Annotated in this window: 22 protein-coding genes; 13 read left to right on the forward strand and 9 right to left on the reverse strand. The window is 71.3% G+C overall.

Going from position 1 to position 21,181, the window contains the following annotated elements; genetic code table 11:
• Window positions 1-34 precede the first annotated feature (34 nt).
• Together ACWD5F_RS41895 and ACWD5F_RS41900 are read right to left on the reverse strand one after the other, a co-directional pair.
• Window positions 35-1,009 (reverse strand): isopenicillin N synthase family dioxygenase, encoded by a 975-nt coding sequence (locus ACWD5F_RS41895; protein ID WP_451261461.1) that lies wholly within the window; start codon window positions 1,007-1,009, stop codon window positions 35-37.
• Complete coding sequence (locus ACWD5F_RS41900; RefSeq protein WP_451261462.1) at window positions 1,002-1,460, reverse strand: nucleoside deaminase; 459 nt, start codon at window positions 1,458-1,460, stop codon at window positions 1,002-1,004. Before ACWD5F_RS41900 ends, ACWD5F_RS41895 begins: the two co-directional genes overlap by 8 nt.
• A 101-nt stretch (window positions 1,461-1,561) precedes the next feature.
• On the opposite strand from ACWD5F_RS41900, the gene ACWD5F_RS41905 reads away from it, so the two are divergent.
• On the forward strand, window positions 1,562-2,821 hold the full coding sequence (locus ACWD5F_RS41905) for a PucR family transcriptional regulator (RefSeq protein WP_451261463.1): 1,260 nt from the start codon (window positions 1,562-1,564) through the stop codon (window positions 2,819-2,821).
• A gap of 7 nt (window positions 2,822-2,828) precedes the next feature.
• Here ACWD5F_RS41905 and ACWD5F_RS41910 read toward each other — a convergent pair whose 3' ends face one another.
• Entirely contained in the window at window positions 2,829-3,743 is a 915-nt protein-coding gene (locus ACWD5F_RS41910) for a transglutaminase-like domain-containing protein (protein WP_451261464.1), read from the reverse strand.
• A gap of 156 nt (window positions 3,744-3,899) precedes the next feature.
• Between ACWD5F_RS41910 and ACWD5F_RS41915 the strand changes: the two genes are divergently transcribed.
• Window positions 3,900-4,667 carry a CDP-alcohol phosphatidyltransferase family protein gene (locus ACWD5F_RS41915; RefSeq protein ID WP_451261465.1) on the forward strand — a complete coding sequence of 256 codons (768 nt, stop codon included), beginning with the start codon at window positions 3,900-3,902 and terminating at the stop codon, window positions 4,665-4,667.
• A gap of 22 nt (window positions 4,668-4,689) precedes the next feature.
• Here ACWD5F_RS41915 and ACWD5F_RS41920 read toward each other — a convergent pair whose 3' ends face one another.
• Window positions 4,690-5,664 (reverse strand): quinone oxidoreductase family protein, encoded by a 975-nt coding sequence (locus tag ACWD5F_RS41920; RefSeq protein WP_451261466.1) that lies wholly within the window; start codon window positions 5,662-5,664, stop codon window positions 4,690-4,692.
• A gap of 111 nt (window positions 5,665-5,775) precedes the next feature.
• Here ACWD5F_RS41920 and ACWD5F_RS41925 point away from each other — a divergent pair, with 111 nt between their 5' ends.
• Both ACWD5F_RS41925 and ACWD5F_RS41930 read left to right on the forward strand, forming a co-directional pair.
• Complete coding sequence (locus tag ACWD5F_RS41925; RefSeq protein WP_451261467.1) at window positions 5,776-6,111, forward strand: ArsR/SmtB family transcription factor; 336 nt, start codon at window positions 5,776-5,778, stop codon at window positions 6,109-6,111.
• A 65-nt stretch (window positions 6,112-6,176) separates the two neighbouring features.
• A complete protein-coding gene (locus ACWD5F_RS41930; protein ID WP_451261468.1) occupies window positions 6,177-6,767 on the forward strand; it encodes a hypothetical protein in 591 nt (196 codons plus the stop codon).
• Here ACWD5F_RS41930 and ACWD5F_RS41935 read toward each other — a convergent pair.
• Window positions 6,740-8,161: a purine-cytosine permease family protein gene (locus ACWD5F_RS41935; RefSeq protein WP_451261469.1), complete on the reverse strand. Its 1,422-nt coding sequence runs from the start codon at window positions 8,159-8,161 to the stop codon at window positions 6,740-6,742. The genes ACWD5F_RS41930 and ACWD5F_RS41935 overlap by 28 nt on opposite strands.
• 85 nt (window positions 8,162-8,246) lie before the next feature.
• Entirely contained in the window at window positions 8,247-8,549 is a 303-nt protein-coding gene (locus tag ACWD5F_RS41940; protein ID WP_451261470.1) for a PLD nuclease N-terminal domain-containing protein, read from the reverse strand.
• Between the two features lie 75 nt (window positions 8,550-8,624).
• Here ACWD5F_RS41940 and ACWD5F_RS41945 point away from each other — a divergent pair, with 75 nt between their 5' ends.
• Window positions 8,625-10,076 carry a menaquinone biosynthesis decarboxylase gene (locus ACWD5F_RS41945; protein ID WP_451261471.1) on the forward strand — a complete coding sequence of 484 codons (1,452 nt, stop codon included), beginning with the start codon at window positions 8,625-8,627 and terminating at the stop codon, window positions 10,074-10,076.
• Window positions 10,073-10,975 carry a menaquinone biosynthesis prenyltransferase MqnP gene (gene mqnP, locus ACWD5F_RS41950; RefSeq protein WP_451261472.1) on the forward strand — a complete coding sequence of 301 codons (903 nt, stop codon included), beginning with the start codon at window positions 10,073-10,075 and terminating at the stop codon, window positions 10,973-10,975. The genes ACWD5F_RS41945 and mqnP overlap by 4 nt, the downstream gene beginning before the upstream one ends.
• On the opposite strand, the gene ACWD5F_RS41955 is transcribed toward mqnP, so the two are convergent.
• The gene (locus tag ACWD5F_RS41955) at window positions 10,965-11,591 is read right to left on the reverse strand and encodes a rhomboid family intramembrane serine protease (protein WP_451261473.1); all 627 of its coding nucleotides are present in this window, start codon (window positions 11,589-11,591) and stop codon (window positions 10,965-10,967) included. The two genes, mqnP and ACWD5F_RS41955, sit on opposite strands and share 11 nt — an antisense overlap.
• 154 nt (window positions 11,592-11,745) lie before the next feature.
• On the opposite strand from ACWD5F_RS41955, the gene ACWD5F_RS41960 reads away from it, so the two are divergent.
• The 5 genes from ACWD5F_RS41960 (at window position 11,746) to ACWD5F_RS41980 (ending at window position 15,277) form a co-directional block, all read left to right on the forward strand.
• Window positions 11,746-12,378: a UbiX family flavin prenyltransferase gene (locus ACWD5F_RS41960; protein WP_451261474.1), complete on the forward strand. Its 633-nt coding sequence runs from the start codon at window positions 11,746-11,748 to the stop codon at window positions 12,376-12,378.
• 71 nt (window positions 12,379-12,449) lie between these two features.
• Window positions 12,450-12,905, forward strand: a complete 456-nt coding sequence (locus ACWD5F_RS41965; RefSeq protein WP_401714442.1) for an Lrp/AsnC family transcriptional regulator — start codon at window positions 12,450-12,452, stop codon at window positions 12,903-12,905.
• Window positions 12,906-12,964: 59 nt separating this feature from the next.
• A complete protein-coding gene (gene mqnE, locus ACWD5F_RS41970) occupies window positions 12,965-14,128 on the forward strand; it encodes an aminofutalosine synthase MqnE (RefSeq protein WP_401714312.1) in 1,164 nt (387 codons plus the stop codon).
• Between the two features lie 114 nt (window positions 14,129-14,242).
• On the forward strand, window positions 14,243-14,560 hold the full coding sequence (locus ACWD5F_RS41975) for a DUF4229 domain-containing protein (protein WP_401714311.1): 318 nt from the start codon (window positions 14,243-14,245) through the stop codon (window positions 14,558-14,560).
• A 60-nt stretch (window positions 14,561-14,620) separates the two neighbouring features.
• Entirely contained in the window at window positions 14,621-15,277 is a 657-nt protein-coding gene (locus ACWD5F_RS41980; protein ID WP_451261475.1) for a TetR/AcrR family transcriptional regulator, read from the forward strand.
• A gap of 10 nt (window positions 15,278-15,287) precedes the next feature.
• On the opposite strand, the gene ACWD5F_RS41985 is transcribed toward ACWD5F_RS41980, so the two are convergent.
• Together ACWD5F_RS41985 and ACWD5F_RS41990 are read right to left on the reverse strand one after the other, a co-directional pair.
• Window positions 15,288-16,331: a MaoC family dehydratase gene (locus tag ACWD5F_RS41985; RefSeq protein WP_451261476.1), complete on the reverse strand. Its 1,044-nt coding sequence runs from the start codon at window positions 16,329-16,331 to the stop codon at window positions 15,288-15,290.
• On the reverse strand, window positions 16,331-17,635 hold the full coding sequence (locus ACWD5F_RS41990) for a 3-oxoacyl-ACP reductase (protein WP_451261477.1): 1,305 nt from the start codon (window positions 17,633-17,635) through the stop codon (window positions 16,331-16,333). The genes ACWD5F_RS41985 and ACWD5F_RS41990 overlap by 1 nt, the downstream gene beginning before the upstream one ends.
• Window positions 17,636-17,746: 111 nt before the next feature.
• Here ACWD5F_RS41990 and ACWD5F_RS41995 point away from each other — a divergent pair, with 111 nt between their 5' ends.
• Together ACWD5F_RS41995 and ACWD5F_RS42000 are read left to right on the forward strand one after the other, a co-directional pair.
• Window positions 17,747-19,045, forward strand: coding sequence for an acetyl-CoA C-acetyltransferase (locus ACWD5F_RS41995; protein ID WP_451261478.1), 1,299 nt, complete (start codon window positions 17,747-17,749; stop codon window positions 19,043-19,045).
• A 206-nt stretch (window positions 19,046-19,251) separates the two neighbouring features.
• Window positions 19,252-21,165, forward strand: coding sequence for an AMP-dependent synthetase/ligase (locus tag ACWD5F_RS42000; RefSeq protein ID WP_451261479.1), 1,914 nt, complete (start codon window positions 19,252-19,254; stop codon window positions 21,163-21,165).
• The last annotated feature ends 16 nt before the right edge of the window (window positions 21,166-21,181 follow it).

Genomic DNA, 21,181 nt, shown 5'->3' on the forward strand with positions numbered 1-21,181 from the left:
AGTGGCGACCGGTCACTCGCTGAACTCCGCCCGCTCAGTCGACGGTGATCGAGTCCAGCTTCTCCCGCAGGTAGACGTGCGAGTCCACGGCCTCGTACGCCACCCGCCCCACCGGCGCGGGCACGGACTCCACCAGCGTCCCCGGGGTGCACTCTCCGAAGTAGACGAGGGACATCAGCTCCTCGGCCGGCGCGTCCGCGGGCGGCGGCAGCACGCGGTGCCTTCCCGAGCGCCACCGGTCGCCGGTCCAACGGGCCATCAGATCACCGATGTTGATGGTGAAGGCGTCCGGATCGAACGGCGCGTCCTCCCACCCGCCCTCGTCGGTGAAGACCTGCAACCCGCCCTTGCCCGCCTGCCGGTCGAGGATCGTCACCGTCCCGAAGTCGGTGTGCGGCCCGATCCGGAACTGCCCCGGCTCCGGCTCCCCGACGACCTCCACGCCCGGGTACCAGTTGATGTTGAAGCCGTACGTCGGATGGTCCATGTGCCGGGAGAAGAAGTCGGGTTCGAGCCCGAGCGCGTCGCCGAGCAGCACCAACAGCTGCTTCTCCAGCTCGCCCATCCGGTCCAGGTACTCCTCGCACAGCGCCTGCAACCCCGGCACTTCACCCGGCCACACATTGGGCGCGTACCACTCCGCGTTGATCACCGGGTCCGCGAACGGCCGGTGCGTGGCGAAGGTCAGCGACTCCTTCAGATCCGGCGGGGTCTCGGTCCCCTCCGAGTACCCGTTGGCCTCGGCCCCGGGCCCGAGCCACCCTCGCCCGCCGACCTTGGCGGAGTAGGGCTCCTTGACGTCGACGGGAAGAGCGAAGAAGTCCCGCGCGGCCTCCCGGATCCGCGACCGCAGACCGGGGTCCACACCGTGCCCGGTGACCAGCAGGAACCCGGCGGTCTGGAGGGCGCTGTCGACGGTACGGGCGATGTCCTCGCGGGTCTGCTCGTCGCCGTCGAGCCAGGGCCGCAGGTCGATGGTCGGAATACGCGGGGCGGAGGTGTCACTCACCGATGTCCTCGTTCCAGAGTGCCGGGTTGTTCTCGATGAAGTCGCGCATCAGGGAGATGCACTCGGAGTCGTCGAGGACGACGATCTCCACGCCGTGCTCGGCCAGCCAGTCGTGGCCGCCGTGGAAGGTGGCGGCCTCGCCGACCACGACCCGCGAGATGCCGAACTGGCGGACCAGTCCCGAGCAGTACCAGCACGGGGAGAGGGTCGTCACCATGGTGGTGTTCCGGTACGACCGCTGCCGTCCCGCCGCCCGGAAGGCCGCCGTCTCCGCGTGCATCGAGGGGTCGTCGTCCTGGACGCGCAGGTTGTGGCCGCGCCCGAGGAGGGTGCCGTCGGCTCCGTAGAGCGCGGCGCCGATCGGGATGCCGCCCTCGGCGAGCCCCGTACGGGCCTCCTCGACGGCGGTGGCGAGCCAGGTCCGCGCCTGTGCCTGATCCATGAGCTCCATGGTTCTCACTCTCCAGTGGCCGAAACACGAGGGCAACGTGCGGAAAGTACTCTCCGGACATCCCGCCCCCGGACGAACTGTCCACGCCCCTGGAGGAGCCCGTGCCCGCACTCACCCTCCGTGAGGTCCTGGACCTCGATCCCGTACGGGCCGCCGAGCCCGAGCTGCTGGCCGGCGAGAGCGCCCTGGACCGCCCGGTGCGCTGGGTGCATTCGAGTGAGGTCTACGAGGGCGCCAACTTCCTGGACGGCGGCGAACTGCTGCTCACCAACGGTTTCGGTCTGATGGACGCCGAGGAGGAGGACCGGCGGCGGTACGTCCGTGAGGTGGCCGCCCGCGGCGCCGCCGGGCTCGCGGTGGAGATCGGCCGCTCCCTGCCGAGCATGCCGCCGGAGGTGACCGACGAGGCCCGCCGCCTGGGCCTGCCCCTGCTGGCCATGCGCCGGGTGGTGCCCTTCGTGCGCATCACGGAGGCCGCCAACCGGGCGATCGTGGCGCGCGGTCTGTCCGGGCGTTCGGTGGTACGTCCGTGGGGCGACGACCATACGGCGGCCCTGCTCGCCGACCTGGCCGACCGGGCCGCCCTGAACCAGCCCGAGGTGGAGGCGCGGTCGGCACTCGCCGGGTTCCATCCGGGGCCGGGGGCGCGGCTGATCGGCGTATCGCTGCACGGGACGCGCGAGGTGGGGGCCGTGGACCGGGCGGTACGGCTGCTGGGCGGGGCGGGGTCGCTGCGGGCCGCGTTCCCGGGCGACGTGCTGGCCCTGCTGGCCCTCCCCGACACCCGGGCCGGAGACCCCATCCGCGCGGTCCAGGAGGCCTTCCGCACGGCCGCCGAACCGGGGCTCACCGTCGCGGTCGGGCACGCGGTCGCGGGCGGCAGCGGCTGGCTGCGCTGGAGCGACACGCTGCGCGCGGCCCGTACGACCCTTGAGCTGGCGCTCACCGTGCCGGCCGCCGAGCCGGGTGTCCCCGACGGCCCGCTGGTCACCTCCGCCCGCGCGCTCGCCCTGGAACGGGAGCTGACCCGCGGCGGCGTAGACGCCAACCGCGACCGCCTCGCCCGCCTGGTCCAGCACACCCTGGGCCCCCTCCTGGCCTGGGAGGCGGCCCACCCCAGCGACCTCGTCCGCACCCTGGAGGTCCACCTCCGCCACGGCTGCTCCCCGACCCGCACGGCGGCCCTGCTCCACATCGGACGCCAGTCCCTCTACCAACGCCTGGAGCGCATCGAGTCGTTGCTCGGCCTGGAGATCGACGACCCTGATCTGCTGGGGGAGTTGCTGGCGGCCGCCTGCGCGCATCGGGTGGTGCGGGGGATGGGAGCGGGGCAGGTGCGGGGGCTGCGGACGGTGGCCTGATGGCCGGTCAGCGCAGGGTGACGCGGCTCGGGCCGTTGAACGGGGCATAGGACGTCACGGTGTCGGGCGTGCGCAGGCTGTCCTCCTCGGCGAACAGTTCGCGTGCGGCGGTGAAGGAGACGTCACCGCTCACGACCGGGGCGACACGGTCGAAGAACGCTCGGGCGGGTTCCGGGAGCGGCCCCCCGGGCTCGTCCTCTTCGTCCTCCGTTCCCCATACGTCCCACAGGAGCGTCTCCACCTTGTTGAGCGCGGCGAGGTCGAGCCGGATGTTGCCGGCGACGAACCACTCGCCCCAGAAGGGGCCTTCGTGCGGCGGGTGGAGTCCGAAGGTCTCCTGGTCGGCCCTGTTCTCCCGGATCGCCCGCCAGGCCTCGCCCGCGACGAGGAAACGGTCACGGGGTACGTCCATCGGGTCGAAGTCGATCTTCCAGTGGTCGGTGACGAAGGGGTCGGCCAGTTCGGCGTCGGCGAGGAGCCAGCCGCGTTGCTCGTCCCAGTACTCGGTGACGACGTGGTCGTTGTGGAAGGCGCTCGGACCGTTCGGGCCGAAGTAGTCGGCGAAGCCGGAGCGGATGCGGGCGGGGACGCCGATGTGGCGCAGGAACGAGCAGTGCAGGAGGGAGAAGTCCCGGCAGGTCCCGACGAACCGGTCGGCGGGCTCGCGCCGTTGGCCGAGGGGGGCGTCGTTCCGCTCCACGATGATCCGCAGGATGTCGTCGACGTAGCGGGTCTCGGCGTCGTTGTGCAGGCGGTCGGTGGGGTGGGTGTGGGCGAAGAGGTCGCCCTCCATGCGGTGGATCACCAAGTCCCTGGACATGCGCGCGAGTTCGGTGGGGTCGTGCGGCAGGTCGGCGTAGTGGTGGGCCAGTTCGCCGGGGTCGGAGAACGTGCTCTGGGCGGTGTAGAAGTCGAGGGGCATGTCGCGTCACGCTGCCAAAATTCGGGGCGAATTGTCCAGAGGGCGGTCGTGGCCGGGGGGCCGGAGGCCGACGGTGGCCCGGCGGGCGACTAACCTGTGCCGATCACCGTCGCGTGTGCGGCAGTTGAACCCCAGGTGTGGTGTGGAGGAACGGTCATGGTTGCTGCTCCGGTACTGGAGGAGCTGCGGGAGGTCTGCCAGCCGCAGGCCAAGCTGGCTAGCCGCAACGGCGAACACTGGGCGGGCCGGCTGTACATGCGGAGCGTCTCGCTGCGGTTCACCCGGCAGCTGGTGCGCACGCCGGTCACGCCCGACCAGCTCACCTGGACGATGGTGGCGTGCGGGGTGGCCTCTGGGGCCGCGCTGATGATCCCGGGTCTCACCGGTGCCGTACTCGCCGTGATCCTCATGCAGTTGTTCCTGCTCTTCGACTGCGTCGACGGCGAAGTCGCCCGCTGGAAGGGGCAGAACAGCGCGGTCGGCATCTACGTCGACCGGCTGGGCGCCTATCTGGCGGACGCGGCCCTGATGGCCGGCGCCGGCTACCGCGCCGCCGAGTCCGGCGTCGGCGGCTGGCTGTCGATCGGCATCGCCACCGCGCTGGGTGTCGTGCTGCTGAAGGCCTCCACCGACCTGGTGGACGTCGCCCGCGCCCGCCGCGGTCTCGGCGTCGTCGACGACGAGTCCACCCGCCCCCGCTCCCAGGGCGTGGCGAACGTCCGCCGCCTCGCCGCCGCCTTCAAGATCCACCGCGTGACCAACGGCATCGAGGCGTCCCTGGTCCTGCTCGTGGCCGCCGTCGCGGACACCCTGACCGACGGCATCGAACCCACCCGCTGGGCCCTGGGCGCGCTCGCCGTCATCACCTGGGTGATGGTCCCGGCCCACCTGCTGTCGATCCTGTCGTCCTCGCGACTGCGCTGACTCGGCCTCGGGTGGCGGGAGTTCAGCCGGCCACCCGCAGCAACAGCTTGCCCGTGCTGGTGCGCGTCCCCATCAGGCGGTGCACCTCCGCCGCCTCCGCCAGCCCGAACTCGGCGGTGACCGGAAGCACGACCGTCCCGTCCGCCACCTTCGCGAAGGCCCGCCCGGTCAGCTCCCGCAGCGCCGCCGGGTCGGTCTGCGCGAGGGTGAGGATCGAGAAGCCCGCCACCGAGAGGCCGCGCGGGTACAGGTCGGGCTGCCCCACCGTCCAGGCCGGCTCCCCGCCCGCGTTGCCGAAGGAGACCAGCCGGCCGAAGACCCCGAGGGAGGCGAGCGAGGACCGCAGGGTCGCGCCGCCGACGGGGTCCAGGGCGAGGTCGACCCCGCGCCCGCCGGTCGCCTCGCGCACGGCCGCCTCGAAGTCGCCGACGAACACCTCGTCGTAGCCGTACTCCCGCGCGTACGCCGCCTTCGCGCCGCTCGACACCACGCCGTACACCGCACCGGCGCCCGCCGCCTTCGCCAACTGCCCCACCACCGTGCCGATTCCGCCCGCCGCGCCCTGCACGAGCACCGTCTCGCCGGGCTGGAGCCGGCCGACCGCGTGCACGAGGGCGTACGCCGTCGGCAGCACCGTGGGGAGCGTGGCCGCCGTCCGCAGATCGACGCCCGACGGGAGCGGGAAGACGGTCGCCGCGCTCGCGACGGCCACATCCGCGTAGGCGCCGCCCTCGGTCAGGGCCGTCACCTCCTGGCCGACGGCGAGGTCCGTGACGCCCGCGCCGACCGCCCGTACCCGGCCGGAGACCTCGAGGCCCGGCCGGAAGGGCAGCGACGGCACCCGGTACCCCGTCTCCCGCGCCTTGAGGTCGGCGAAGTTGATCCCGGCGTACGCCACGTCGACGCTCACCTGGCCGGGGCCCGGCTCGGGTACCTCCGTCTCCACCACCTTGAGGACCTCGGGACCGCCGTACTCCTGGATCTCGACCGCGCGCATGCCACCACATCCCTCGTTGAGTGTTCGACGGTAGGCGAACACTCGGGAGTGTATGGTTTTCATCGAACACTCGGCAAGCGGATTCAGGGAGACAGGGAGGTGGCGGACGGCATGACCGGCACCAGTCACCGCGCCGCCCCGGAGCACACCCACCCGGACGACGTCTCCGTACCGGCCGCCTTCGCCGCGCTGGCCGATCCCGTACGCCTCACCCTCGTGAGGGAGTTGGCGAACTCGCCGGAATGGGCGCGTAGTTGCGGCAGCTTCGACGTGCCCGTCGGCAAGGCCGCCCTCAGCCACCACTTCGCCGTCCTGCGCGCCGCCGGCCTGGTGGAGCAGCGTGACGAGGGGCCGCGGCGCGTCAACCGGCTGCGCCGCGTCGAGTTCGAGGCCCGTTTCCCGGGGCTGCTCGCGCTGGTCCTGCGCGACGACACCCGGCAGGGCTGAACCTCCTGCCCCCGTCCGGCGTCACAGTGGCGAGCCGGACGGAGTCGGACGGAGGGGGACGGGACATGAGGAATCGTGGGTGGGCGGGCGTGGCCGCCGTGCTGGCGCTGGGCGCGGTCCAGGCCTGTGGCGGCGAGGGGCTGCGGGTCTCGACGGCGCCGGAGGCCGACGACCTCACCGTGTGCGTGGGTCACCGACCCGTGAACAGCCTTCCCGACCGGGACGACGGCACGCCGCTGATGCGGGTCGTCGTGCACGTCGAAGACCTCGCCCAGAAGCGGTACGGCGCCGTCTACACCGGCCTCTCGGTGGACGAGGACGACTCCGCGGCCGACATCTGGCGCATCCCGTCCGACGCCTTCGACACCGCGGTCTGCGAGGCGGCCGTGCGGGGAGTGACCCTCCGGCTGCACGACACCGACGTCAACGGGCGGACGCTGACCAGGCTCGGCGACCGGATCGTCGACGACATGGACCGCTGGGACGGCAGGTTCCAGCTGCGCGAAGTCGGCTCGGACGAAAGGGGGTTCGTCATGGTCGGCGTCGACGACCCCGCCACGGCCGAGCCGATCCTCAAGAAGGCGTACGGGGCGAAGAACGCCCCGTACATCAGGGTCGAGTACGCCGATCAGGCCGAACTGTTCGACGAGGGCTGAGACTTCGGCCGCCGCAGCACCGCGTACAGCCCGGCGTACACCGCCGCGCTCAGCACGAAGCCGACGACCGGCGTGATGTCACCGAAGGACGGCCAGTGCTTCGGTACGTAGCCGACGTAGTCCTCCTGGTTGGAGAAGAGCGGGACGGACACCGCGACGCCGATCAACAGGGCTGCCACACCGGGCCAGTTGGTGAAGGAGCGGTCGGTGAGGCGGGGGGCCAGTTCGGCGTCCGGGGTGCCGGAGCGGAGCCGGCGTTCCACCAGGACCACGCCCAGCCAGGGCGCCACCCAGTACGCGATGACCAGGAGAAACGCCTCGTAGGCGGCGCCCGCGTCCGACAGCGACGCCCATGCCGCCGCCGTACCGGCGATGCCGGAGACCACGACCAGGACGCTGCGGCTCAGCCACGGCGGGAGGTTCAGGCCGAGCGCGGTGATGGAGATCGCGCCGGAGTAGACGTTCAGGGCGTTGGCCGAGACCGCCCCCAGGATGATGGCGATCAGCACCAAGTCGCCGAGCCAGCCCGGGAGATGGCCGGTGAACGCGGCCGTCGGGGTGGCGTCCTTCGGGGCGATCAGGGTCGCCGAGGCCGCGCCGATCACCGCGACGAGGGTGACGGACACGAAGAGCCCGACCGCCGGGTAGAGGACGGTCTTCAGCCTGTTCGCCGTGCGCGGGAGGTAGCGGGAGTAGTCCGTGGCGTACGGGTTCCAGCCGGCCGCGTAACCCCAGGCCGCGCTGAACGCGAGCAGGAAGCCGCCGATGCCGCCGCCCGTGCCGCCCCCGGTGAGATCCGCGTCCTTGAACGTCCACACGCCCGCGAGCAGGAAGATCAACGCGAGCGCGGGGAAGGCGTACTTCTCGAAGGTGTGCACGAAGTTGTGGCCGATGAAGCCGATCAGGATCTCGGCGACGACCACGAGGAGCAGCGAGGGCAACGGGCGCAGTCCGGTGAGGGTGTTGAGCGCGAAGGCCGCGCTCACGCTGTTCACCGCGAACCAGCCCACGCCCGCGACCAGGCCGTTGGCCGCCGACGGCAGGATGTTGCCGCGGAAGCCGAAGGAGAAGCGGCCGATCACCATCTGCGGGACGCCGAACCGCGGCCCGTCCAGGGAGAGGAAACCCTGCGTGATCGCGCCGAGCGCGGTGCCGAGCACGATCGCGCCGGTGGCCTGCCAGAAGCTGAGCCCGAAGAAGAGGACCGCGATCACGCCGATGTAGACCGTCGCGAACTCGATGTTCGGGGAGGCCCAGGTCCACAGCAACTGGAGCGGGCCGCCGTGGCGTTCGGCGTCGGGGATCGGTTCGGAGCCCGCCGTCTCGACGGCGATGACCTTGTCACCGTATTCGGGGGCGAGGGTGCCGGTGGAGTCGGCGGGTGCTGTCGTCATGCGAGGTAAGTGTCCGGTTCCGACCGGTCCGGGCACAGGGGCGCATTGTCCGCTTCGAGGGGCTCGGCGGCGTACAACCTGTAGGTCAGTCCGTCCGGCGGTCGTCCTTCTTCTGGTCGTCCTCGTCGAGCGACTTCAGGAACTCCGGGTTGTCGTCCGGCGCCACCCAGCGGCCCTGCGCGGGGCCCGCGCCCGGCGCGGTGCGCTTCTTGCCGGCCACCAGCCAGGCGACCGGGCCGACCAGGACCTCGCCGAAGAGCAGGATGACGATCACCCACGCGACCTTCGGCAGCGGCTTGCGGATCTGGTCCTCGGGCGTGTTCAGACAGTCGATGAAGGCGTAGATCCAGAGCGCCAGGACCAGCAGGAAGGGCAGATACCTGAGCATGTTCGAGCGTTCTCCCTACAGGTGGGGCGGCCCCGGTGACGGGGTCAGGGTAGCGGGTGGCCGATACTGGGACGCATGGCTTACGACGATCTTCGCTCCCTGCTCAGGGCACTGGAACGCGAGGGCGACCTCAAGCGCGTCAAGGTCGAGGTCGACCCGTACCTGGAGGTCGGGGAGATCGTCGACCGGGTGCAGAAGGCGGGCGGCCCCGCGCTGCTCTTCGAGAACGTGAAGGGCTCCGACCTGCCCCTCGCGATGAACGTCTTCGGGACCGACCGGCGCCTCCTGAAGGCGCTCGGGCTGAAGTCGTACGCGGAGATCAGCGACAGGATCGGCGGACTGCTGCGGCCCGAACTGCCGCACGGGTTCGTCGGGGTGCGCGAGGCCTTCGGGAAGCTCGGCGCGATGGCGCACGTACCGCCGAAGAAGGTGAAGGACGCGCCGGTGCAGGAGGTCGTCCTGACCGGTGACGACGTGGACCTCGACCGGCTGCCCGCTCTCTTCACCTGGCCGCAGGACGGCGGGTCCTTCTTCAACCTCGGGCTCACCCACACCAAGGACCCCGAGTCCGGGATCCGCAACCTCGGCCTCTACCGCCTCCAGCGCCACGACAAGCGCACCATCGGCATGCACTGGCAGATCCACAAGGACAGCCGCAACCACTACCAGGTCGCGGCCCGGCGCGGCGAGCGGCTGCCGGTCGCGATCGCCTTCGGCTGCCCGCCGGCGGTGACGTACGCCTCCACGGCCCCGCTGCCCGGTGACATCGACGAGTACCTGTTCGCCGGGTTCATCGCGGGCAAGCGGATCGAGATGGTCGACTGCAAGACCGTGCCGCTCCAGGTGCCTGCGCAGGCGGAGGTCGTGATCGAGGGCTGGCTGGAGCCGGGGGAGATGCTGCCGGAGGGGCCGTTCGGCGACCACACCGGTTTCTACACCCCGCAGGAACCCTTCCCCGCCCTGAAGATCGACTGCGTGACGATGCGGAAGCGCCCGCTCCTTCAGTCGATCGTCGTAGGCCGCCCTCCGACGGAGGACGGACCGCTGGGGCGCGCCACGGAGCGCTTCTTCCTCCCCCTCCTCAAGATCATCGTGCCGGACATCGTGGACTACCACCTGCCGGAAGCGGGCGGTTTCCATAACTGCGCGATCGTCTCGATCGACAAGAAATACCCCAAGCACGCCCAAAAGGTGATGCACGCTGTCTGGGGGGCCCACATGATGTCCCTGACGAAGCTGATCGTGGTCGTGGACTCCGACTGCGACGTCCACGACCTGCACGAGGTCGCCTGGCGGGCCCTCGGCAACACGGACTACGCCCGCGACCTCTCGGTCGTGGAAGGCCCCGTCGACCACCTCGACCACGCCTCCTACCAGCAGTTCTGGGGCGGCAAGGCGGGGATCGACGCGACCAGGAAGTGGCCCGAGGAGGGCTACACGCGCGACGGGGGTTGGCCCGAGATGGTGGTGTCCGACCCCGAGACGGCGGCGACGGTCGACCGCCGGTGGAAGGAGTACGGCCTGTGAGCAGCGCCTCCGCCGCGATCCCGCAGCCAGGACGCACGAAAGCCTTTCTGCGGCTGGTGATGATCGAGCACTCGGTCTTCGCCCTGCCCTTCGCCTACATCGCCGCGCTCACCGCGATGTTCGAGATGGACGGCAACATCCACTGGGGCCGGCTGCTGCTGGTGACCATCTGCATGGTGGGTCTGCGGACCTTCGCGATGGCGGTGAACCGGATCATCGACCGGGAGATCGACGCCCGGAACCCGCGCACGGCACACCGCGAGCTGGTGACCGGTGCGATGTCGGTGAAGCACGCGTGGACGGGCGCGCTGGTCGCGGTCGTGGTCTTCCTGGGCTCGGCCGCTCTCCTCAACCCCCTCTGCCTGGCCCTCGCCCCCATCGCGGTCGTGCCGATGGTGATCTACCCCTACGGCAAGCGGTTCACGAACTTCCCGCAGGCCATCCTCGGTCTCGCCCAGGCCATGGGCCCGATCGGCGGCTGGCTCGCGATCACCGGCGAGTGGTCCTGGGACGCGGTGATCCTGGGCCTGGCCGTCGGCATCTGGATCGGCGGCTTCGACCTGATCTACGCCTGCCAGGACGTCGAGACGGACCGCGAGATCGGCGTCATGTCGGTCCCGGCCCGGTTCGGCATCCCGGCCGCGATCCACGGCGCCCGCGTCTGCCACGCCCTCACCACCGGCCTCCTCATCTGGTACGCCGTCGCCACCGAAGCCGGCGCGTTCTTCTGGATCGGCCTGATGATCGTCGCCGGCGCGTTCGTCTACGAGCACTCGATCGTGCGCCCGCACGACCTGTCCCGCCTGAACAGGGCGTTCTTCAGCGTCAACGGGTTCATCGGGATCGCGCTGTTCGTGTGCGCGCTGCTGGATCTCCTGGTGCGCGGGCTCACCGTATAAGCGCTGGAGTGGTCCGGGCGCGGCGGCCCAGCCAGAATGCCGTGCCCACCCCCGACACCAGCCCGATCAGGTGTGCCTGCCAGCTGACGCCCGACTGGGTCGGGGCCAGGCCCAGCAGGATCGACGTGCCCCAGATCGCGCCTATGACCAGGCCGACCAGGATGCCCAGGGGCTTGCGTTCCACGAAGCCGGTGACCAGCAGGAAGCCGAAGAGGCCGAAGATCAGGCCGGAGGCGCCCGCGGTGTTGGTGTGGGCCGGGGCCACCAGCCAGACGCCGAGGCCGTCGGCCACGATGATCACCGCGCAGATCGCGGCGAACCGGCGCAGGCCGCCCAGCGCGGCGAGGAAGCCGAAGACCAGCAGCGGCACACTGTTCGCCGCCACGTGGGCGAAGCCGAAGTGGATGAACGCGGCGGGGACGACGTCGATCAGTTCGGAGGGCTCACGCGGCGTGATGCCCAGGCCGTCCAGGGCGTGGCCGCTGGCCACGTCGATCACTTCGAGCAGCCACAGCAGCGCGATCCAGCCGACCATCAGCTTGGCCGCGGTCTTCGCGCGGTCGCCGCGTGACCAGCCAGGCGATCCGCCTCGCGACCTGTCGAGCTCGGTATCCATGACACCCCCCACTGCCCGCCCGTCACCCACCTGTTCCGCTTACAAGAACGGTCGGACCCCCTTGGCCGGTTCCCGACCCGCGGTGCCGGATAGGCTCGGGGACGTGAACCCAGTCAAGCCAGGAGAAGCGCCGCGTACGCCTTGGATCGTAGGGGTGTCCGGCGCCTCCGGCACCCCGTATGCCGCGTCCGTGCTGCGCGCACTCCTCGCGGCCGGCGAGAGCGTCGACCTGGTGGTCAGCCGGGCCTCGCGGCTCACGCTCCTGGACGAGACCGGGATCGCCTTCCGGGACGCGCACTGGCGGGACGACCTGCGGGAATGGCTGGCGCGGGGGGCCGACGGGAAGCCGGACACCTTCGCGGTCGACCTGGACGCGGTGCGGTACTGGCCCGCCGGGGACCTCGCCGCCGGGCCGTCCTCGGGCTCGTACCCGGTCAAGGGGATGCTCATCGTGCCCGCCTCCACCGCGTGCGTCGCCGGTGTCGCGCTGGGGCTCTCCAAGGACCTGCTCCAGCGGGCGGCGAGCGTCACGCTGAAGGAGCGCCGGCCGCTCGTCGTCGCCGTACGGGAGACTCCTCTGAACGGGCAGACCCTGCGTCATCTGGTGACCCTGGACGACCTGGGCGCCGTCGTGGTCCCCACCTCGCCCGCCTTCTACGCGGGCGCCACCCACATCCAGGACCTGGTGGACTTCGTGGCCGGACGGGTGCTCGACGCGGCGGGCGTCGGACACCAGCTGTACCGCCGTTGGGAAGGCGAGCTGGGCGGCGGGGGCCGTACCGGCTGAGCGACCCGCGGCGCGCACGTGGCAGTACCTCTCATCACTTCAGGAACTTTTCAGTGGAAGGCTTCGATCGCATGGACGCGGTGGACAGGCAGCTCATCCAGGCCCTGAGGGAGAACGGCCGGGCCTCGTACGCGGAGCTGGGGCGCCTCGTCGGACTGTCGGGACCCAGCGTCACCGACCGCATCAACCGGCTGGAGGCGGCCGGCGTCATCACCGGCTACCGCGCCACCGTCGACGCCGCCTCGCTCGGCCTCGGCGTGATCGCGCTGATCGGCATCTCGCTGTCCGACGCGGCCGACCACGAGGACGTGGCCCGGCGGCTGAAGGACCTCTCCGAGATCGAGGACTGCTGGTTCATCGCGGGCGACGACTCGTTCATGCTCAAGGTGCGCTCCACCAACGTGGACGGCCTGGAGAAGACCATCCGGCGGCTCAGCGGGACCAAGGGCGTCTCCCGCACCCGTACCACCATCGTGCTCTCCACCAAGTGGGAGAACCGGGTCGGAGAGCTGCCCGAAGAGGTGTGAGCGAGGGCGTGATCGGGGTGGGCGTACGGTTGGTTCGGGATTCTGAGAAAGGTGTGGGTATGGACGTCGGGCTCAAGCGCGAGCTGGAGGAGAAGGTCCGCTCCGGCGAGCGGCTGTCCCGCGAGGACGGCATCGCGCTGTACGAGTCGGACGACCTGGCATGGCTGGGCGGCCTCGCGCACGAGGTGCGGACGCGGAAGAACGGCGACGTCGTCCACTTCAACGTCAACCGCCACCTCAACATGACCAACGTGTGCACGGCGTCCTGCGCCTACTGCTCCTTCCAGCGCAAGCCGGGCGAGAAGGACGCGTACACGATGCGCATCGAGGAGGCGGTGAAGCTCGCCAAGTCGATGGAGGGCGAGAACCTCACCGAGCTGCACATCGTCAACGGCCTGCACCCGAACCTGCCGTGGCGCTACTACCCGCGCTCCCTGCGGGAGTTGAAGGCCGCGCTGCCGGAGGTGTCGCTCAAGGCGTTCACGGCGACGGAGATCCACCACTTCGAGACGATCAGCGGTCTGTCCGCCTCCGAGATCCTCGACGAGCTGATCGACGCGGGCCTGGAGTCCCTGACCGGCGGCGGCGCGGAGATCTTCGACTGGGAGGTCCGCCAGCACATCGTGGACCACCGCACGCACTGGGAGGACTGGTCGCGGATCCACCGGCTGGCGCACGAGAAGGGGCTCAAGACCCCGTGCACCATGCTCTACGGCCACATCGAGGAGCCCCGCCACCGCGTCGACCACGTGCTGCGGCTGCGTGAACTCCAGGACGAGACCGGCGGTTTCCAGGTCTTCATCCCGCTGCGCTACCAGCACGACTTCGTGGACATGAAGGACGGGAAGGTACGCAACCGGCTGCAGGCGCGGACGCAGATGGCGACCGGCGCCGAGGCCCTGAAGACCTTCGCGGTCTCGCGGCTGCTCTTCGACAACGTCCCGCACGTCAAGGTCTTCTGGGTCATGCACGGCGTCCAGACCGCCCAACTCGCCCTCCAGCACGGCGCGGACGACATGGACGGCTCGGTCGTCGAGTACAAGATCACGCACGATGCCGACAACTACGGCACGCCGAACAAGCTGACCCGCGAGGACCTGCTGGACCTGATCCGCGACGCGGGCTTCCGGCCGGTGGAGCGGAACACGCGCTACGAGATCATCCGCGAGTACGACGGTCCGGACCCGGAGCGTCGGGAGGCACCGCAGCCGATGCGGGTCTGAGCGGGAGCCCCACCCGCTGCAAGATCGCCCCGGGGGCGTGCTTCACTGAATGGTGCCCCCTTTGGGACGCCTTTTGGGACGGTCGGACAGTTCGAATCGGAAGAGTGGATTGAGATGTTCCGCTACACGTTGATGCGCCTCGGAGTCTTCGCGAGCTGCCTCGTGGTCGTCTGGGGCCTCGTCTACTTCGGCGTCTTCCCGCGCGGGCTCGGCGAGTCCAACGGCATGTGGGTCGTCCTGCTCGCCCTGCTCGTCTCCGCCCCGATCAGTTTCGTGGTGCTGCGCAAGGAACGCGACCGCGCCTCCATCCAGGTCGTCCAGCGGGTGGACCGGATGAAGGCCAACCTGGACGCGAACCGCAGCCAGGAGGACGTCGAGGACGACTCGGCGCCGGCGCAGGGCGCGCAGGGTCAGGCACCGCAGGCTTCGTAGGTCTTGTTGCGAGGCTCGCGGGAGGGGTGCCCGGCGCCGCCGCCAACTAGTGTGTGATGCATGGGTGCCGTGAAGACCAAGCGGATGCCGCGAGCGGTCCGTGAACAGCAGATGCTGGACGCCGCCGTTCGGACCTTCGGGCAGCGCGGGTACATGGCCGCGTCGATGGACGAGATCGCCGAACTGGCGGGCGTCTCCAAACCGTTGGTGTATCTGTACCTGAACTCCAAGGAAGACCTGTTCACCGCGTGCATCCGCCGGGAGGCGAAGGCACTGGTGGAGGCGGTACGGGCCGGAGTGCGGCGCGATCTGCCCGCCGACCGCCAACTCTGGGAAGGGCTGCGGGCGTTCTTCACGCACACCGCGCAGAACCCGGACGGCTGGTCGGTCCTGCACCTCCAGGCCCGCACCCACGGTGAGCCGTTCGCGTCCGAGGTCACGGCGATGCGCGAGGAGATCGTCGTGTTCGTCACCCAGCTCATCGTCGTCGCCGCCCGCGAGGCGCACCGCGACCCCGACCTGCCCGAACGCGAGGTCGCCGGACTGGCGGAGGCCCTGGTCGGCGCCGCCGAGTCGCTGGCCGCCTGGGCCAACGCCACCCCCGGCGTCACGGCCCGCCAGGCCGCGGCCACGCTGATGAACTTCGCGTGGGCGGGCCTGGGCAACCTGATGGAGGGGCGGCCGTGGCAGCCGCCGGCCGGTTCCACGGCTCAGTAGCCCCCTTCGGTCAGGACCCGAGCGGTGTCACCGTCCCCGACACATGCACCCGCTCTTCGTCACCCCGCAGCTCGAACCGCCCGCCCTCGGCCGCGTACGTCACCGTCCCCGGCAACAACACCGGCGCCCGGAACTCGGCCCGCACCCGCACCGCGTCCGGCGTCCCGTGCGCGGCCAGACAGCGGGCCACCGTCCACATGCCGTGCGCGATGGCGCGAGGGAAGCCGAACAGGCGGGCGGTGAGCGGATGGAGGTGGATCGGATTCCGGTCACCGGACACGGCACCGTAGCGACGGCCGACGTCCCCGGCGAGCTGCCACTCGGCGACGGCGGGCAGGGGCTCGGCAATCGGGCCCTCAGCCGTGGCGCCGGCGGACGGCGCCCGGCCCTGCCCGGAGCCGGCGCCGGTGGCGGGCAGCGGCTCGCGCGCGTCCGGGGCGTCGTCGAGGGACCGGCGCCGCTCGCCGGCGGGCAGCGACCGGCCGGGCCCCCGCACGTACGGCGCCCGGTCGCCCGAGGCGCGGCCCTCGCCGTCCGTTCGCGACGCCGTCCGCTCGACCTTCTCCCCGTCCCCGCCGGAGCCCCGATGCCGAGCCAAGTACGTGCTCCGTGACTCCCACACCACCTCCCCGCCACCCCGCAACTCCGTCACCACCGTCGCCTCGGTGCCGCGGCGGTGCGGCGCCAACCCCTCGACGCGCACGGCGAGTTCGTACTCCCCGGTGGCCGGGAGGGGCCCGGGGCGGGTGATGTCGATCGAGGTGTGGACGAGGCCGAGCAGCGGCAGCGGGAAGTCCCGGCGGCTCATCAGGCGCATGGCCAGCGGGAAGCCCAGGACGTGCGGATAGGTGAGGGGCAGCGCGTCGTCGCCGGTCGCGAAGCCGCACACCCGCTCGTAGGACGCGAGCCGGGCGAGGTCGATGCGTGGGGCGGCCAGCACGAGGCGGTCGTGGGGGAACTCCGCGTCCGGGCGCGGCCGTTTGAAGGGGGACAGCAGGGCGCCCCGGGCGAGGAGCGGCGTGAGCGCGGGGGACTGCGCGAGGACTACGGACATCACGCCCCCAACAGACTCTGGCCGCAGACCCGTACGACCTGTCCGTTGACCGCGCCGGAGGCCGGGTGGGCGAGCCAGGCCGTGGTGCGGGCGACGTCGACGGGCAGGCCGCCCTGGGCGAGGGAGTTCATGCGGCGACCCGCCTCCCGGATGAAGAGCGGGACGGCGGCCGTCATCTTCGTCTCGATGAAGCCCGGCGCGACCGCGTTGACGGTGACCCCGTGCTCGGCGAGCGCGCGCGGCGCGAGGGAGCGGACCAGGCCGACGATGCCCGCCTTGCTGGCGCCGTAGTTCGTCTGGCCCGCGTTGCCCGCAAGGCCGGCGATCGACGCGGTGGCGACGACACGGCCGCCCTCGCGCAGGGTGCCCGCCGCGAGCAGCGCGTCCGTCGTCCGCAGCACGCTCGCCAGATTGACGTCGAGGACCGAACTCCATCTCTCCGCAGGCATGTTGACCAGTCGCCGGTCCCGCGTGATGCCCGCGTTGTGCACGAGGACGTCCAGACCGTCGGGCAGCGCGGCGGCGATCCGCTCGCCCGCGTCCGGCGCGGTGATGTCGAGCAGGAGCGCGCTGCCCCCGAGCCGTTCGGCCACGCGCCGCGCGTCCTGTTCGGCCTGCGGCACGTCGAGTACGACGACCTCGGCGCCGCCCTCGGCCAGCGTCTCGGCGACCGCCTCGCCGATCCCGCGCGCGCCGCCGGTGACCAGTGCGGTGCGCCCGCCCAACGGCCGCTGCGCGTCCGCCGGTTGGGTCACCGGGCGCGCGTCGACGGCGATCACCTGGCCGCTGACGTAGGCGGACCCGGGGGACAGGAGGAAGCGCAGGGTCGACTCGGCGGCGAGGGCGTCGGTGAGGCGGACGAGGTTCACGGTCCTGCCCCGCCCGATCTCCTTGCCGAGCGAGCGCACGAAACCCTCCAACGCCTGCTGGACGGCGGCCTGATGGTGGTCGTCGGCGTCCAGAGGCGCGCCCAGCACGACGATCCGGCCGCTGCTCGCGACCGACCGGACGACGGGGTGGAGGGCCGCGTGCACCTCGGCGAGGGTCTCGATGTCCCGTACCCCGGTGGCGTCGAGGACGACGGCGGCCGGTTCGTCGGCGGGCCCGGCCGCGGGCTGCGTACGGGCGAGGACCGGTTCGAGGTCGAGGTCCGACTTGCCGGCGGTGAGGTGGCGCAGGCCGCCGGTGAGGGCGGGGGCCGTGGGGGACCAGCGGCGCAGCGGGGCCGGTTGCGGCAGCCCGAGGCGGCGGGTCAGGAAGCGGCCGGGTGCGGTGCCGGTGAAGCTCAGATAGCGGTCCGCCATGTCCATCTCCCCATTCGGGACCGCACTGGGTCCACCGTCAGGTCCACGTTGCTTACTCTGGAGTAAGGTTACCGTAGGTAAGCCTACGTCACAGATGAGGAACCGGTCGAGATGAGCCCCCTTGAGCAGCCCCTCGCACTCCCGCGCACGCGCCGCGTGGCGATCATCGGCGGCGCCCGGATCCCGTTCGCGCGCTCCGACGGCCCCTACGCCACCGCGTCGAACCAGGAGATGCTGACCGCGACCGTGGACGCGCTGGTCGACCGGTACGGGCTCGAAGAGCCGGGCGCCGTCGGCGAGTTCGTGGCCGGCGCGGTGCTCAAGCACGCCCGGGACTTCAACCTCGCGCGCGAGACGGTCCTCGGCTCCCGGCTGGACGCCCGCACTCCGGCGTACGACATCCAGCAGGCCTGCGGCACCGGGCTCCAGGCGGTGATCGCCGCTGCCAACAAGATCACCCTCGGGCAGACCGAGTCGGCGATCGCGGGCGGCGCCGACACCGCGAGCGACGCGCCCCTCGGGGTCAATGACGCGCTGCGCCGGATCCTGCTGGAGACCCGGCGCGCGAAGTCGGCCGGCGCCCGGCTGCGGGCCCTGTCCCGGATCCGCCCGGGCCACCTGGTCCCCGACATCCCGCGCAACGCCGAGCCGCGCACCGGCCTGTCGATGGGCGAGCACGCGGCGGTGACCGCACGGGCCTGGGGCGTCGCGCGCGAGGCGCAGGACGAGCTGGCGGCGGCGAGTCATCAGCGGTTGGCGGCGGCGTACGAACGGGGCTTCTTCCAGGACCTGGTGGTGCCGTTCCGGGATCTCGCGCGGGATCAGAATCTGCGGCCGGGCTCGACGGTGGAGAAACTGGCCTCCCTGAAGCCGGTGTTCGGCCTCGATGCTCCGAACCCGACCATGACGGCGGGCAATTCGACCCCGCTGACCGACGGGGCGGCGACCGTGCTGCTGGCGTCCGAGGAGTGGGCGCAGGCACGCGGCCTGGAGCCGCTGGCCTATCTCACGGCCTACGAGACGGCGGCCGTGGACTTCGTGGCGGGCGATGTCGTGGGCGGCGAGGACGGGTTGCTGATGGCACCGGCGTACGCGGTCCCGCGCATGCTGGAGCGCGCGGGGCTGACCCTGGCCGACTTCGACCTCGTCGAGGTGCACGAGGCATTCGCGTCCCAGGTGCTGGCGACCCTCGCGGCCTGGGAGAAGCGGGGGCTCGAACCGGTCGACCGGGCCCGGCTGAACGTGGCCGGGTCGTCGCTGGCCACCGGCCATCCCTTCGCGGCGACCGGGGCCCGTATCGTGGCGACCCTGGCGAAACTGCTGGCCGAACGGGGCGGCCCGGGGCGCGGGTTGATCTCGGTGTGCGCGGCGGGCGGCCAGGGAGTGACGGCCGTTCTGGAGCGAACGTGAACTCTTGTCACATAACCCCCGAGGTTGCACAAGCCCGGCCCCGGATCGCCGTCGAACCCTTACCAACCCCCCACGTGGGCCCCGTACGATCGCCAACCTGACCGCCGGTAACTCCTTCCGCCGCAGGCCGCCGGTGAACGACTTGGTATGCGAAATCCGTACCAAAGCAGCAGAGCGGTACCGAGCTGCGCGCCCCAGGAGCTGCCATGTCCGTGCCCTACCCGTCCGCCGCCGACTACGACGGCGTGCCTCAGCTCGTGGAACCCGAGATCGTGCGGCTGGACGGGGTGGTGCGGGAGGTGTCCGTGCCCGCGTTCGTCATGCCGTCCACGCACGGCTCGCTCGCGGACCTGCCGTTCGACAACGCGGCCGCCGCCCCCGGGGCGCGCGTGCTCAGCCGCCGTACGCAGGACGGGGATTGGGCCGATGTCACCGCGGCGGAGTTCGCGGACGAGGTGCTGGCCCTGGCCAAAGGGCTGATCGCGGAGGGCCTCGTGCCCGGCGACCGGATCGCCGTCATGGCCCGGACGATCTACGAGTGGACCCTGCTCGACTTCGCCGCGTGGGCGGCCGGCCTGGTCACCGTCCCGATCTACCCCACCTCCTCGGTCTTCCAGACCCGGTGGATCCTCCAGGACTCCGGCGCGGTGGCCCTGGTGACGGAGACCGCGGGACAGGCCTCGGCGCTCGGCCCGGAACTCAACCGGCTGCCCGACCTGCGCCACATGTGGGTCGTGGAGAAAGGCCACTTGGACCGGCTCGCGGAGCTCGGACAGTCGGTCCCCGACCAGGAGATCTCCGTACGCCGGGGCATGCTGGTCCCCGACACCCTCGCCACCGTCATCTACACCTCGGGCACCACGGGCCGCCCCAAGGGCTGTGTGCTCACGCACGCCAACTTCCTGGCCGAGGTCGACAACGCCGTCGAACTCCTCTACCCCGTCTTCAAGTCGAAGACCTCGGACGAGCCCGCCACCCTCCTCTTCCTGCCCATGTCGCACGTCTTCGGCCGCATGGTGGCCGTGGCCTGCATACGCGCCCGGGTCCGCCTCGGCCACGCGCCGAGCCTCCAGTCCGAGGACCTCATCGCGGACCTCGGCAGCTTCAAGCCGACCTTCCTGCTCGCCATCCCCTACATGCTGGAGAAGGTCTACAACAGCGCCCGCGCCAAGGCGGAGAGCAGCGGCCGGGCCTCCTCCTTCGACCGCGCCGCGAGCGTGGCCCAGCGCTACGGCGAGGCCATGGAGGCCCGCCACGCGGGCACCGGGTCCGGCCCCGGCACGGCCCTGAAGACGGCCCGCACCTTCTACGACCCGCTCGTCTACCGCCGTATCCGCAACGCCATGGGCGGCCGCATCCGCCAACTCATCTGCGGCGGCTCGCCATTGGGCCGCCGTCTCGCCGCGTTCTACGCGGGCGCGGGCATGGAGATCTACGAGGGCTACGGCCTCACCGAGTCCACCGGCGCCGCGACCTGCACCCCGCCGCTCAAACCCCGCCTGGGCACGGTGGGTTGGCCCATGCCGGGCACGAAGGTGCGGATCGCGGCCGACGGCGAGATCCTGCTCAGCGGCGGACACGTCTTCCGCGGCTACTGGGACCCGCACGCGGGCGGTGTGGTGCCCGCGTCGACGGACGGCTGGTTCGCGACCGGTGACATCGGCCAGTTGGACGACGAGGGCTATCTGACGATCACCGGCCGCAAGAAGGAGATCCTGATCACCGCGGGCGGCAAGAACGTGGCCCCGGCCCCGCTGGAGAACTGGCTGCGCCAACACCCCCTGATCTCCCAGTGCATGGTCCTCGGCGACCGCCGCCCCTACGTCTCCGCGCTCATCACCCTCGACCTCGACGGCATCACCCACTGGCGCCAGATGAACGGCAAGCATCCGGTTCCGGCCGAACTTCTGGTCAATGACGAGGAGTTGCGCCAGGTCCTCCAACGCGCCGTGGACGAGGCCAACAAGATGGTCTCCCGCCCCGAGTCGATCCGCCGATTCACCGTCCTGCCCCGCGACTTCACCGAGGCGGAGGGCCATTTGACGCCCTCCATGAAGCTCCGCAGGGAGTCGGTCATGAAGGACTTCGCGGCGGATGTGGAGGGCTTGTACACGAAGTAGGGAGCTCCCTCGCCTT

This window comes from Streptomyces sp. NPDC002499, from assembly GCF_053595415.1.

What these genes read in the sequence shown, in the direction of transcription:
- ACWD5F_RS41900 (WP_451261462.1), bottom strand. Translation starts at nt 1,460, where the DNA reads ATGGAGCTCATGGATCAGGCACAGGCGCGGACCTGGCTCGCCACCGCC.
- ACWD5F_RS41910 (WP_451261464.1), bottom strand. Translation starts at nt 3,743, where the DNA reads ATGCCCCTCGACTTCTACACCGCCCAGAGCACGTTCTCCGACCCCGGC.
- ACWD5F_RS41915 (WP_451261465.1), top strand. Translation starts at nt 3,900, where the DNA reads ATGGTTGCTGCTCCGGTACTGGAGGAGCTGCGGGAGGTCTGCCAGCCG.
- ACWD5F_RS41920 (WP_451261466.1), bottom strand. Translation starts at nt 5,664, where the DNA reads ATGCGCGCGGTCGAGATCCAGGAGTACGGCGGTCCCGAGGTCCTCAAG.
- ACWD5F_RS41925 (WP_451261467.1), top strand. Translation starts at nt 5,776, where the DNA reads ATGACCGGCACCAGTCACCGCGCCGCCCCGGAGCACACCCACCCGGAC.
- ACWD5F_RS41930 (WP_451261468.1), top strand. Translation starts at nt 6,177, where the DNA reads ATGAGGAATCGTGGGTGGGCGGGCGTGGCCGCCGTGCTGGCGCTGGGC.
- ACWD5F_RS41935 (WP_451261469.1), bottom strand. Translation starts at nt 8,161, where the DNA reads ATGACGACAGCACCCGCCGACTCCACCGGCACCCTCGCCCCCGAATAC.
- ACWD5F_RS41940 (WP_451261470.1), bottom strand. Translation starts at nt 8,549, where the DNA reads ATGCTCAGGTATCTGCCCTTCCTGCTGGTCCTGGCGCTCTGGATCTAC.
- ACWD5F_RS41945 (WP_451261471.1), top strand. Translation starts at nt 8,625, where the DNA reads ATGGCTTACGACGATCTTCGCTCCCTGCTCAGGGCACTGGAACGCGAG.
- ACWD5F_RS41955 (WP_451261473.1), bottom strand. Translation starts at nt 11,591, where the DNA reads ATGGATACCGAGCTCGACAGGTCGCGAGGCGGATCGCCTGGCTGGTCA.
- ACWD5F_RS41965 (WP_401714442.1), top strand. Translation starts at nt 12,450, where the DNA reads ATGGACGCGGTGGACAGGCAGCTCATCCAGGCCCTGAGGGAGAACGGC.
- mqnE (WP_401714312.1), top strand. Translation starts at nt 12,965, where the DNA reads ATGGACGTCGGGCTCAAGCGCGAGCTGGAGGAGAAGGTCCGCTCCGGC.
- ACWD5F_RS41975 (WP_401714311.1), top strand. Translation starts at nt 14,243, where the DNA reads ATGTTCCGCTACACGTTGATGCGCCTCGGAGTCTTCGCGAGCTGCCTC.
- ACWD5F_RS41980 (WP_451261475.1), top strand. Translation starts at nt 14,621, where the DNA reads ATGGGTGCCGTGAAGACCAAGCGGATGCCGCGAGCGGTCCGTGAACAG.
- ACWD5F_RS41985 (WP_451261476.1), bottom strand. Translation starts at nt 16,331, where the DNA reads ATGTCCGTAGTCCTCGCGCAGTCCCCCGCGCTCACGCCGCTCCTCGCC.
- ACWD5F_RS41990 (WP_451261477.1), bottom strand. Translation starts at nt 17,635, where the DNA reads ATGGCGGACCGCTATCTGAGCTTCACCGGCACCGCACCCGGCCGCTTC.
- ACWD5F_RS41995 (WP_451261478.1), top strand. Translation starts at nt 17,747, where the DNA reads ATGAGCCCCCTTGAGCAGCCCCTCGCACTCCCGCGCACGCGCCGCGTG.
- ACWD5F_RS42000 (WP_451261479.1), top strand. Translation starts at nt 19,252, where the DNA reads ATGTCCGTGCCCTACCCGTCCGCCGCCGACTACGACGGCGTGCCTCAG.